This window comes from Nocardia sp. NPDC003345 (genome assembly GCF_053589395.1).
Window position 1 is genome coordinate 1 of the sequence record NZ_JBSFRU010000206.1, and the last position, 11,560, is coordinate 11,560.

The 11,560-nt window shown below is 69.5% G+C and carries 11 protein-coding genes and 1 tRNA gene; 6 read left to right on the forward strand and 6 right to left on the reverse strand.

The genetic code is table 11. The annotated features are described in order from the left end of the window. Nucleotides 1-262: 262 nt before the first annotated feature. Together ACWDU1_RS21200 and ACWDU1_RS21205 are read right to left on the reverse strand one after the other, a co-directional pair. Nucleotides 263-910, reverse strand: a complete 648-nt coding sequence (locus ACWDU1_RS21200) for a TetR family transcriptional regulator (protein WP_450000818.1) — start codon at nt 908-910, stop codon at nt 263-265. 162 nt (nt 911-1,072) lie between these two features. After that, nucleotides 1,073-1,735, reverse strand: coding sequence for a TetR family transcriptional regulator (locus ACWDU1_RS21205; protein WP_450000832.1), 663 nt, complete (start codon nt 1,733-1,735; stop codon nt 1,073-1,075). A 332-nt stretch (nt 1,736-2,067) separates the two neighbouring features. Between ACWDU1_RS21205 and ACWDU1_RS21210 the strand changes: the two genes are divergently transcribed. The 6 genes from ACWDU1_RS21210 to ACWDU1_RS21235 all read left to right on the forward strand — a co-directional run bounded on the left by ACWDU1_RS21210 (nt 2,068) and on the right by ACWDU1_RS21235 (nt 7,294). Next, nucleotides 2,068-2,138, forward strand: a tRNA-Gln gene (locus ACWDU1_RS21210). A 43-nt stretch (nt 2,139-2,181) separates the two neighbouring features. After that, on the forward strand, nt 2,182-3,654 hold the full coding sequence (gene glmU / locus ACWDU1_RS21215; protein ID WP_450000819.1) for a bifunctional UDP-N-acetylglucosamine diphosphorylase/glucosamine-1-phosphate N-acetyltransferase GlmU: 1,473 nt from the start codon (nt 2,182-2,184) through the stop codon (nt 3,652-3,654). 15 nt (nt 3,655-3,669) lie between these two features. After that, on the forward strand, nt 3,670-4,650 hold the full coding sequence (locus ACWDU1_RS21220) for a ribose-phosphate diphosphokinase (protein ID WP_450000821.1): 981 nt from the start codon (nt 3,670-3,672) through the stop codon (nt 4,648-4,650). A gap of 120 nt (nt 4,651-4,770) precedes the next feature. After that, the gene (locus tag ACWDU1_RS21225; protein WP_450000823.1) at nt 4,771-5,019 is read left to right on the forward strand and encodes a hypothetical protein; all 249 of its coding nucleotides are present in this window, start codon (nt 4,771-4,773) and stop codon (nt 5,017-5,019) included. A gap of 67 nt (nt 5,020-5,086) precedes the next feature. Next, a complete protein-coding gene (locus tag ACWDU1_RS21230; protein ID WP_450000825.1) occupies nt 5,087-6,247 on the forward strand; it encodes a hypothetical protein in 1,161 nt (386 codons plus the stop codon). Between the two features lie 129 nt (nt 6,248-6,376). After that, nucleotides 6,377-7,294 (forward strand): ribonuclease Z, encoded by a 918-nt coding sequence (locus ACWDU1_RS21235; protein WP_450000826.1) that lies wholly within the window; start codon nt 6,377-6,379, stop codon nt 7,292-7,294. A 51-nt stretch (nt 7,295-7,345) separates the two neighbouring features. On the opposite strand, the gene ACWDU1_RS21240 is transcribed toward ACWDU1_RS21235, so the two are convergent. The 4 genes from ACWDU1_RS21240 to ACWDU1_RS21255 all read right to left on the reverse strand — a co-directional run. After that, complete coding sequence (locus ACWDU1_RS21240) at nt 7,346-7,765, reverse strand: hypothetical protein (protein ID WP_450000828.1); 420 nt, start codon at nt 7,763-7,765, stop codon at nt 7,346-7,348. A gap of 214 nt (nt 7,766-7,979) precedes the next feature. Then, a complete protein-coding gene (locus ACWDU1_RS21245; RefSeq protein WP_450000834.1) occupies nt 7,980-9,206 on the reverse strand; it encodes a CHAT domain-containing protein in 1,227 nt (408 codons plus the stop codon). A 73-nt stretch (nt 9,207-9,279) separates the two neighbouring features. Then, nucleotides 9,280-10,794, reverse strand: coding sequence for a tetratricopeptide repeat protein (locus ACWDU1_RS21250; RefSeq protein WP_450000829.1), 1,515 nt, complete (start codon nt 10,792-10,794; stop codon nt 9,280-9,282). A 1-nt stretch (nt 10,795) separates the two neighbouring features. Then, the coding region (locus tag ACWDU1_RS21255) for a hypothetical protein (RefSeq protein ID WP_450000831.1) at nt 10,796-11,560 on the reverse strand (765 nt) is incomplete at its 5' end.

Sequence of the window (11,560 nt, forward strand, 5' to 3'; positions counted from 1 at the left end):
AGTGAAGACCCGGGGTTAATAGGGCCCCACCCTCGAGCGGCGGAGCCGCTCCAAAATCACAGCCCGACCCTTCGCGGAGGGGCACATCCAAACCACCTCCGCGAACGGGTCACCCCGAACTCACCGTCCCGATGGGGTCACCCCGAACTCACCGTTCGCGAACGGGTCGATCCCCACTCACATCGCCGCGAACGGGGTTGATCCGCATTCACCCACGGAGCGGTTTTGATCCACCCACCTCTACGCGGAGGACCGCTCCAAATTACGGCACGTACCTGCGCAACCGCCGCGCCGCGAACTCCCGGAAGTACGACACCTTGTCGTCCGGAACGATCGAAGGTAGCAGGAAATACCAGGCCCGTTCCATCCGTGACGCCATCTGGTCGATCGACTCGGTCCCCACCGCGACGATATGGATACCGGTGGTGAGGCCGTAGAGCAGCAGGCCGATGGCGTCGGGGTCGAGGTCGGGTTCCAGGTCGCCCTGGGTGATGGCCTTCTCCGCGAGGTGGCGGTAGGTCTCGCCCCAGTTCTTGGCGATGTTGTCGCCGTTGGCGCCGCGGTAGTCGCCGATCTGGTGGGTGAGTTTGAGCATGGCGCCGACCATGGGGTCGTTCATGGAGAGGTCGGCCACCACGTAGGTGATGCCGATCGCGGCTTCCAGCGCCGGGACCCGGGAGTCGAAGAAACCTTTGCAGGAGGCGGTCAGGCGTTCGTTGCCCTGATCGACCACCGCACGCGCGAGTTCTTCTTTGGACCCGAAGTGAAAATATAAGGCGCCCTTGGTCACGTTGGACTGCGCGATGATCTCACTGAGGCTCGCATTGGCGTAACCCAAGCGCAGAAAGACATCGGCAGCGCCCGCCAGGACGGAATCGCGGGTGATCTCCGCGCGCGCTTGCCTAGCCATCAGACCCGCCTGTCATCCCAATAACCAGCCATCCTGAAGTAGACCGACATTGTCGAAGTAGACCGACTCACCGCCCGAACAGCACCCAAAGGATGGGTGAACCGTACCATCCGTGTTCGCTACGTCTCTCGATTCGACGACCCACCGGAGTTCGCGGGCTGTTCATTCGGGGTTGCCCGAACTCCGCTGCCCGCCGGGCGAGTTCGCCGGCAGCGGGCCGGGGACGGCGGGCCATTCCGAGCTGAGCTGCGGGTCGGCTTCGAGATGGCTGAGGCCGTTCCAGCACAGGTTGACCAGGTGCGCGGCCACCACTTCTTTGGAGGGGCTGCGGACGTCCAGCCACCAGGTGGCCGTGGTGGCGACCATTCCGACGAGTGCCTGGGCGTAGAGCCCGGCGAGGCTGATATCGAAGCCGCGGCGTTCGAAGTCGCCGCCGAGCAGGTGCGCGACCTGGTTGACCGCCTCGTTGAGCAGACTGGAGTAGCGGCCGTCGGTGGAGGAGACCGGCTGGTCGCGCACCAGGATGCGGAACCCGTCGGTGCGCTGCTCTATATAGGTGAGCAGGGCCAGCGCCACCTGTTCGAGCCGTACCCGCGACCGGTTGTTGGTGAGCGAGGAGGTGATCATGTCGAGCAACATCGACATCTCGCGGTCGACGACGACGGCGTACAGGCCTTCTTTTCCACCGAAGTGTTCGTAGACGACGGGCTTGGACACCTGGGCGCGTTGCGCGATCTCCTCTATGGAGGTGGCGTCGTAGCCGCGTTCGGCGAAGAGTGCGCGGCCGATCTCGATCAGTTGCTGCCGGCGCTGGGTACCGGTCATCCGCTGCCGGGCCCGGACCTGCTCGGTTGCCTCTTTGGTTTCCCCGGCCGTTCTCGGGTCTCCCGACGACACGTTCCCGCCTCCCTGGTTACCGGGGTCGCCGATACCGCGTATCCGCGACCAAAACCATCGAGATCAACTGTCTCAGACCTGCGGCGGCCGGGGTCACCCGGGCGGTGCCGACGGCCGGGCGGGCACGGTGGGAGGCGCCGGAGAACCCGCCCGGCGTGTCGCCACCACCCGCGGTTCGACGGATCCCGGTGTGGCATGCGAGTATCGTTGCCGTGCCGGGGCACAGCGGCGGGTGGTATGGATACCCACCGGTGTGACAGTCCGCCGTAGTGTAATGGCAGCACCTCTGATTTTGGTTCAGATAGTTCAGGTTCGAGTCCTGGCGGCGGAGCAGCTCGCGTGCACGATGACCATCGTCGGCCCGAGGGAGATCAATGCAGGAGCAGACCGCCGTCATCGTGCTAGCCGCAGGTGCCGGTACGAGAATGCGGTCGAAGACGCCGAAGGTGCTACACCCGCTCGCGGGTCGCAGCATGCTGGCGCACGCGCTGTACGCCGCGCACGCGATCGAACCCGACCATCTGGTTACGGTGATCGGGCACGACCGCGAGCAGGTCGGCGCCGCGGCGGCGGCCGTGGCCGCGGAACTGGACCGGGTGATCGCACCGGTGGTGCAGGAGCAGCAGCTCGGGACCGGGCATGCCGTCCAGGTCGGACTGTCGGGACTGCCCGGTGATTTCACCGGCGATGTGATCGTGACCTCCGGCGATGTCCCGCTGCTGGATGGTCACACGCTGTCGGCGCTGCTGGACGAGCATCGCAGTTACGCCGAGCGGCCCGCCGTGACCGTGCTGACCTTCGTCCCGGACGACCCGAACGGCTACGGCCGCATCGTGCGCGATCCCGACGGCGAGGTCGCCGAGATCGTCGAGCACGCCGACGCGACTCCGGAGCAGGCCGCGATCCGTGAGGTCAACTCCGGTGTGTACGCGTTCGACGCCGGTGTACTGCGCGCCATGCTCGGCCGGTTGTCCACCGCCAACGCCCAGCACGAGCTCTACCTGACCGATGTGCTGAAGCTGGCCCGGGAGGCCGGGCATCCGGTGCAGGGCGCGCGGCTGGTCGATTCGGCGAAGGTCACCGGCGTGAACGACCGGGTGCAGCTGGCCGCTGCGGCGCGCACCCTGAACCGCTACATCCTGGAACGGCATATGCGTGCCGGGGTGACCATCATGGATCCGGCCACCACCTGGATCGATACCGATGTGCGGATCGGCCGCGACACCGTGGTGCGGCCGGGGGTGCAGTTGCTGGGTACCACGGCGATCGGGGAGGACGCCGAGATCGGCCCGGACACCACGCTCACCAACAGCGCCGTCGGGGACGGCGCCAAGGTGATCCGCACCCACGGCGAGGGCGCGACCATCGACGCCTTCGCGACGGTCGGCCCCTTCAGCTATCTGCGGCCGGGGACCTCGCTCGGCGAATCCGGCAAGATCGGCGCGTTCGTCGAGACCAAGAACGTCGAGATCGGGCGGCATACGAAGATCCCGCATCTGACCTATATCGGCGATGCGACCATCGGCGAGCACAGCAACATCGGAGCATCCAGTGTGTTCGTCAACTACGACGGCGTGAACAAGCACCGGACGACGGTGGGGTCCCATGTGCGAACCGGCAGCGATACGATGTTCATCGCCCCGGTGACCGTGGGTGACGGAGCCTATACCGGGGCAGGTACTGTGCTGCGGGAAGACGTCCCGCCGGGCGCGCTGGCCGTATCCGGCGGAACGCAGCGCAATATCGAGAACTGGGTGCAGCGGAAACGTCCAGGTACCGCTGCAGCGGAGGCGGCGGCGAAGGCGCTCGCGGCCGATGAGAACACCGGATCGGGCAACAAAGCTTAAGGATGGCAACCAGCAGTGACCGCGTCATGGATCGACAACCAGAAGAACCTGATGCTCTTCGCCGGACGGTCGCACCCCGAACTGGCCGAGCAGGTGGCCAAGGAACTCGACGTTCATGTCACCCCGCAGGTCGCGCGTGATTTCGCGAATGGGGAGATCTTCGTCCGCTTCGAGGAATCGGTACGCGGTTCCGACGCCTTCGTGCTGCAGAGTTTTCCGGCGCCGCTGAACCAGTGGCTGATGGAACAGCTCATCATGATCGACGCGCTCAAGCGCGGGTCGGCCAAGCGCATCACCGCGATCCTGCCGTTCTACCCCTACGCCCGCCAGGACAAGAAGCACCGCGGCCGCGAGCCCATCTCGGCTCGCCTGGTCGCCGATCTGCTGAAGACCGCGGGTGCCGACCGTATCGTCACGGTCGACCTGCACACCGATCAGATCCAGGGTTTCTTCGACGGCCCGGTCGACCATATGCACGCTCAGCTGCAGCTGGCCGAGTACGTCCGCAACAACTACAGCCTCGACAACATCACCGTGGTCTCCCCCGATTCGGGCCGCGTCCGGGTGGCGGAGAAATGGGCGGATTCGCTGGACGGCGCGCCGCTGGCGTTCATCCACAAGACCCGCGATCCGCTGGTCCCCAACCAGGTGAAGTCGAACCGGGTGGTCGGTTCGGTCGAGGGCCGCACCTGTATTCTCATCGACGATATGATCGACACCGGCGGCACCATCGCCGGCGCGGTGAACGTGCTGCGTGAGGCCGGTGCCGGCGATGTGGTGATCGCGGCGACCCACGGTGTGCTGAGCGCTCCCGCCGCCGAGCGGCTGGCCTCCTGCGGCGCCCGCGAGGTCGTGGTGACCAACACCCTCCCGATCACCGAGGACAAGAAGTTTCCGCAGCTCACGGTGCTGTCCATCGCGCCGCTGCTGGCGCGTACGATCCGCGAGGTGTTCGAGAACGGTTCGGTGACGGGCCTGTTCAACGGCAACGCCTGATCCCGCTTCCCGAACGGCCCCGGACCGCTGGTCCGGGGCCGTTCGCCGTCTCGGACGGGTCTTCGACACCGGGCGCCACCATCCCTGAACCGGACACCGGATCGGCGCATACTGGTTGGTATGGATCGCGAATCCCAGAACCCCGATATGGGTGATGACGAGCAGGAGGACGAGGTCCGCGCCTACGAGCGCTATATCGAGGACCCGCCTGCCGACCTGCGCATTCGCTATCGGGAGAACGATGACGACGGCCGTCTCGGGATCACCGACGAGCTGGCGCAGGAGCAGGGCCGCCGGCACCGTCCCGATTCCGACGACCGTCCCGCCGAGGCCGCCGCCATCCATATCGAGGAGGAACCCGAGCTCTGACAGCGCGCTGCGCCCGCACCGCGGTACCGACTTTCCGAGCCCTCGACGATACGAACGAGGAGACGCGATGAGTACACCGCAGGACCCGCGATACGGCGGCGAAGAGCCGCAGGACGACCACTCCGGATCCGCTGCCGGGGCGGGGCCGGAGTCTTCGGAGCGTCCCCGGGAACCGGTCGAGGAACCGTTCCAGGCCCCGGGCGCGCCGCAGCCGCCGGATGAGACGCAGACCCCCGCGAACGCGCCCGGCCGCCCGGAGGGCGCACCGCTCACGCCGAGCGCACCGCAGGCCGCCGGGGAATCCTCGGATGGACCCGAACCCGGCACCGGCGACGACCGGGGCGCCGCGGGCGGAACGCCACCGTCACCCCATGACCCGCCTACCGAGTACCTGCCCAAAATCCTGCACCGGGAATCCCGCCCGAGCTCGGACCGGCCCGGTCCCGAAGAGCCGGCCGGTGGCCGGGAACCCGGCCCGGACCCGGGCAGCGCGGCATTCGCGCAGGGTTGGCAGCCCGGCGCCGAGGGGCCGGAACACCGGCCCGGTGCGGGCGCGGTCGGGGGCGAGGTGCCGCCGCAGGCGTGGTGGGACCGGCCCGAGGAGCAGGCACCGGGTCAGGCCTGGCAGCCGCAGCCGCCCGGCGGGCAGTACCCGGGCCCGCAGCAGGGCCATCCTCAGGGCGGTACGCCGTATCCCCAGCACGGTGGTACGCCCTACCCGTCGCAGGGCGGTACACCCTATCCATCCCAAGGCGGCACGCCCTATCCATCACAGGGCGGCGGTACCCCCTACCCGCCGCCGGGCGGAGGCACGCCGTACCCGCCCCCGGGCGGCGGCACCCCCTACCCGTCCCAGGGCGGATATCCGGAGCAGGCGGGATGGCAGGGCGGCGAACAGCCCGGGTGGGGCGGCGCGCAGCCACCGCCCGGCGGCTATCCGGCCTATCCGCAGCAGGAGTACCAGCCCTACGGCACGACCCAGCCGCCCGAACGTAGCGGTCCGCAGGTCCTGTCGATCATCGGCTTCGTCTGCGCCGGAATATCGCTGTTGTTCTGTCCCATCCTGTTCGGTCCGGCCGGGATCATCCTCGGCGTTGTGGGGCATATCCGAGGTGAGCAGCTGGGTAAATGGGCGGCCATCGCGGCCGCGGTCTGTCTGGCGGCGGGACTGCTGATCGGCCTGCTGGTGACCGGGGCCGATATGGTGCCCAACGAATCGGCCGGCTAGCGTCGGCGCCCCCGGCGGCCGGTGCGTGGAGCCGGGTGCCCGCCGATGGAGCCGGTTAGGGTCGTTGCCATGTCCGTCCCATGTCCCGCCGGCCGTGCTCTCCCGGTGCCCAGGCCGGTGCGCGGCTAGATGTCACAACGCGAACTCGTGGTGCTGGGCACCGCGAGCCAGGTGCCGACGGCCCGGCGCAACCACAACGGCTATGTATTGCGCTGGGGCGCCGAGGCCGTCCTCTTCGATCCCGGCGAGGGCACCCAGCGGCAGATGATCCACGCCGGTGTCTCGGCCACCGATCTGACCCGGATCGCGATAACCCATTTCCACGGCGACCACAGTCTGGGACTGGCCGGAGTGGTGCAGCGGATCAATCTCGACCGGGTTCCGCATCCGATCGACGCCTACTATCCGGGGTCGGGGCAACGATATTTCGACAACCTGTGCGCGGCGACCGCCTATCACCGGACCGTCGACCTGCGCACGCACCCGATCACCGGCCCCGGCGCGCTGCCGGCGCCCGGCGCGCCGTTCACGCTCACCACCGAATGCCTCGACCACCCGGTCGAGGCATTCGGGTATCGGCTCACCGAACCGGACTTCCGTTCGATCGTGCCGGAGCGGCTGGCCGAACTCGGGCTGTCCGGCCCGGTGGTCGGACGCCTGCAGCGGGAGGGTGAGATCGGCTGGCGCGGCGGCACGGTGAACCTCGAAGAGGTCAGTGTCGCGCACCGGGGGCAGAGTTTCGCCTTCGTCATGGACACCCGTGACTGCCCCGGTGCCCGGGCCTTGGCCGCCGGAGCGGACATGCTGGTCATCGAGGCGACGTTCCTGGAGGCCGACGCCGGGCTCGCCGCGGAGTACGGCCATCTCACCGCCGCCGGTGCCGCCCGTATCGCCGCCGCGGCCGGAGTGCGGACACTGGTTCTGACCCATTTCTCCCAGCGCTACCGCACCGTGGACGCCCACCTCGCCGAGGCGCGGCGGGAATTCGGCGGCGAGATCGTGGTCGCCGCCGATCTCGACCGGATACCCTTGCCGCCCCGGCGGTGACCGGCTACCCCGCGACCGGTCCGAGCCCGGTCCCGCCCGCGGACCGATCGATCATTCGCCGGCGCGGCCGGGATCGTCCACCGCCCGGGTGTGAAAGGTGACCACGACCGAGATCGAACCGTCGGGATCGCGCCGCACGCGGGGACCCACATTGACCACGTGATAGGGGAATTCGATCCCGTCGAGCCGAATCCGTTTCGCATCGCGGTCGATTCCGATCAGCGCGAAATCCGGCGGCGACGCCGCGGGCGCGGATTCGGCGAGTTCACATTCGCCGACCAATTGGGATCGCAGGAGCAGAACGGAATTGCCGGGCGCGGTGATCCGGTCGGCGACCCGCTTCGCCACCACCCGGCACAGCACGAAAGCGCCGTCGACCGGCAGGGATTCGACGAGCAGCCACCGGCCCTCGTCGATCCACAACTGCCCCACGGCGACAGTGACCGGCGCCCCGCCGGCGAATCGGCTCATACAACCCCCTGCGAATGCGTTCCCGCGGGCATCGTAGCGAGCACCGGCCGCCCGATATCGCGGTTCCGGCAGAAATCCCGCGAACCGGAGATGAATTCAGAAAGTGCTATGCGATAACGACTTTCGTGATCCCGAACGGTCGCGAATGGTCTATTCCGAATTCGCGGATCGCGACCGGGACGGCTTCCGGCGCACCGCCCCGGGCCCACCGCGCTCAGGCGACGAAGGTGGCGGGCGCCGCCCACAACACGGGCGAATCGTGCAGGGCGCCGGTGGCACGCCAGGCCCGCAGTCTGTCGTGCTGCCACCGGGCCAGTGACAGCACCGGGTCCGCATCGTCGTGCGCGGCGTCGACGGCGCAAACGGCGTCCTGCAGCGGGGTCACACCGTTCGCGCCCCCGAATATGTGGACGGCGAGATCGGTGGGCAGCGGCCAGCGGGTGGCGGTGACCAGTTCGGCACCGCCGGTGACCATCGCGGCCACCAGCCCGAGGGCTTCGGTGAAACGGGAATCCCCGCCGCTCTCGCAGGCGATGAGCGCGACCCGGCCCGGGATCGGCCACAGCTCCGGCCCGGCGACCGGACGAGGATCGAGCGTATGGGTGCCCAGCAGCAGATCCTTGGCCGAGAGCGGGCGATGGGTACGCTGCGGTGCGGCGAACCCGACGGTTTCGGCGGTACACGCCAGATGCAGTTCGGCGGTCTCGCTCTGCCCGGATTCGGGTGCGGCGGCGGTGACGTGGCCGACGTAGAGCAGCCGGGACGCGCCGTCGCGCAGCGCCCGCGACAACCAGGCGCGGTCGAGATCGGTACGCCGGAACATCGCCACCGGATCGCCGGCTCCGGGCCGCAGCCGGCCCGTACGCAGATGCGCCGCGACCCGTTCACCGAGCGGGCCGGTGCCGTCCATCCGCCCCAGTACCGATCCGAGCTCCGAATCGGCCCGGAAACCCGGGACCCGCGGATCGAGCACCGCCACCACCGGCAATTCGCGCGAAGTGGCCCACGGCCGCCGCGTGCGGTTCGGCGCGTGCACCACGCCCGCGGGCGGCAGCAGCGCGATATCGGCGATATCGAGCAATCGCAGCGCGGGATCGGGCGCGAGGATCTCCCAGGGCACCTGCGCGACCCGGGGCGAGGGCTGGAGCCGGATCAGCGGGCGCACACCGCGCTGGTACAGGGCGTGCAACTGCACACCCAGGTCGTGCGGCAGCAGCGCGCGGGAGAGATCGCGGGCCAGCCGGTACTCGGTATCCGGGGCGGCGAGCGCGCCGGTGGTCAGGGCCTGTTCGAGCCGGTCCGGGAACCGGGGATCGGGCAGCGCGGCGGCCAGTTCCCCCACCACCGCGTCGATCGCGCCGCCCGGCAGCACCGCGACTCCGGGCAGGGCCGGGTCGCCGTCCCACCGCCAGGACATGTAGAGGTCGCCGGCGTCGGCCATCCGCAGCACGACCGCGGGCCGCCCGATCACCGCGACCACCTCCGGATACCGGTGCCTCCGGCCATCGCTGCGTTCATACCGGGATCACCCGGTTCTCCCGCACCGGATACCCGTAGCGCTGTTCGGCGACGGCGAGGTGATCGGCGAGCGCGATACGCCCGCCGGGGCCCACTGCCAGCCTGGGCGGCGGAGTGACCGGCAGGCCGGCGGACGCGGCGATATGCGCGAGTGCGGCGCCGAGATGCAGGGGCCCGGCCGGTTCGGCGGATACGACCGGTGGACCGGGGAGGTCCAGCGGAAACTGCGGGCGGCCGGTCTCGCGCGCCCCGTCCGGATCGAGGGTCGTTCCCGCGCACTGTGTTTCGATGAGATCGGCGAGCAGCGGGGCGTCGCCACACAGATACGCGAACCGGAAGGCCAGCCGGATCGCCGGATCGGCCACCTCACGATTCCACTGGTCGCGCTGGCCCCCGTTGGGCAGGGTGTAGCGCACCGCGTCGATGGCGATCGCCGCGGGCACCGCCAGCGCGCGCCCCAGCGCGAGCAACTCCGGAGCCGGATCGCCCATATCGTCGACCACCGTTTCGAGCAATGCCGCGTGCCAGTAGTCGAGCTGGGCGCAGTGCAGTCCGAGGCCGCGTTCGGCGTAGACCGCGAACGCGGCCGCCAGCAGTTGCTGTCCCTCCCCGATCCGGCCCCGGAGGTAGGCCAGAGTGGCCAGCCGGGAGCGCACCGCGGCCGAGTCCAGAACGGCGCCGGAGGTTTCGAAACAGTCGAGACCGCGCGTATACCACTGCTCGGCGGAGTCGAGTTCGCCGCGACCTTCGGCCAGGAAGCCGCGCACCTTCCAGCCCACCCCCGCCCGGTAGCCCAGCCCGGCCCGTTCGTAGTACTCCTGGCTCGCGCGCGCCAGTTCCTCCGCTTCGTCCGGGCGGCCCATCCGGGCCAGGATCTGGGCCAGGTTCTGCTGGGTATCGGCGACCGCGTTGTGGTCACCGGCCGCGGTGAACGCCGCGAGCGCCTGCTGGGCGAAATCCAGTCCGAGGTCGCGGCGGCCGGTCTCGAAATAGGCCCCGGCCAGGGTCATCAGCGGATGACCGGCCAGATGTGGCGCGAAACGCACTGCCGCGTCCAGTGACTCGGTACCTATTTCGATGACCCGGGTCCAGCGGCCGCGATGGGTGGCGACCGCGGTCAGCGACAACAGGCAGGACACCCGCAGCACGCCGAGATCCGCATTGGCGCCGAGCAGATCGCGCGCCTGCTCGAGGACGGCCTGCGCTTCGTCCAGTTCACTGAGATGCTGCAGGGCCTGCGAATAGTTGATCAAGGTGGAGGCGCGTTTTTCGACGGCGTCGGCCGGAATCTCGCCCAGGGCACGCCGATACCGCACGGCGGCGCCCCGGTGGTCGCCGAGTTCGTCGTACATACTCGCGGCGTTGATCAGCGCGCTGGTACGGACTCCGTCGGTGGTGGTCTGCACGGCGTGCTCGAAGATCCGCAGCGCCTCGGCCACCTCGCCACGCTGATAGGCGGCGGCGCCCTCGTAGAGAAGCTCCAGGCCGGGCGGGTTCTGCTGATCGGCCATCTCAGAAGTCCGAATCCGATTCGGCCGCGGCGGTCTCCGCCCGCAGCGGGCCGGTGGTGGCCGGTTCCGGCCCCCGATCGGCCGCGCCCGGATCGGTACCGGCCAACCGCAGCCGGGTCCGGGCGAGGTCACGGATACGCTGCCTGGCACCCGCTGCCCGCTCGTCCGGCGAACCGGGCACGTTCCCGGTGAGCGCGGCCCCGCCGGGCCGCCGACCACTTTCCGGGCCCACACCCGGGACGAAGACCTCGACACCGGTCACCGTATCGGCCGGGACCGCCACCGCCGCGGTCCAGCTGTCGAACCCGGGTTTTAGGGCTACCTCCACCGGTCCCAGCGGGGTGCGGAGCCGGGCGAGCGGGCGCAGATGGTCCGGGACACCCGCGGGCGTCCCCGGTGCGGCGAGGGCCGCGATATGCGCGGTCGTCGTCCCCGCGGTCCGGAAGAGTTCCCAGGACACCGCGTGTTCCGAGGCATCCAGGACACCGGGCGGGCAGTACCGCCAATCCCAGCCGCCGCTGCCGCGCCCGAGCGATAACGACCCGTTCCGGGCGGGCCCGCCCGCGGCCAGCGCGTAATCGCCCGCCCGGCCGGAGAGCAGTTCGCTTCCCGCGGCGAGTTCGTCCGGTATCGCGGTTTCCGCGTCCGCGCCGTCGACGATGCCCTCGCACAGGGCGGTCAGTTCGTTGATCTCGCGTGCGAGCAACCCCGGATCCAGCGCGGCGATACCGTCCACGGCCGAAGCGGGCCACCAGCGGGACGCCCA

Coding starts and splice junctions, on each gene's coding strand:
- glmU (WP_450000819.1), top strand. CDS start 2,182: ATGCAGGAGCAGACCGCCGTCATCGTGCTAGCCGCAGGTGCCGGTACG.
- ACWDU1_RS21240 (WP_450000828.1), bottom strand. CDS start 7,765: ATGAGCCGATTCGCCGGCGGGGCGCCGGTCACTGTCGCCGTGGGGCAG.
- ACWDU1_RS21235 (WP_450000826.1), top strand. CDS start 6,377: ATGTCACAACGCGAACTCGTGGTGCTGGGCACCGCGAGCCAGGTGCCG.
- ACWDU1_RS21200 (WP_450000818.1), bottom strand. CDS start 910: ATGGCTAGGCAAGCGCGCGCGGAGATCACCCGCGATTCCGTCCTGGCG.
- ACWDU1_RS21225 (WP_450000823.1), top strand. CDS start 4,771: ATGGATCGCGAATCCCAGAACCCCGATATGGGTGATGACGAGCAGGAG.
- ACWDU1_RS21250 (WP_450000829.1), bottom strand. CDS start 10,794: ATGGCCGATCAGCAGAACCCGCCCGGCCTGGAGCTTCTCTACGAGGGC.
- ACWDU1_RS21245 (WP_450000834.1), bottom strand. CDS start 9,206: ATGGCCGACGCCGGCGACCTCTACATGTCCTGGCGGTGGGACGGCGAC.
- ACWDU1_RS21205 (WP_450000832.1), bottom strand. CDS start 1,735: ATGACCGGTACCCAGCGCCGGCAGCAACTGATCGAGATCGGCCGCGCA.
- ACWDU1_RS21230 (WP_450000825.1), top strand. CDS start 5,087: ATGAGTACACCGCAGGACCCGCGATACGGCGGCGAAGAGCCGCAGGAC.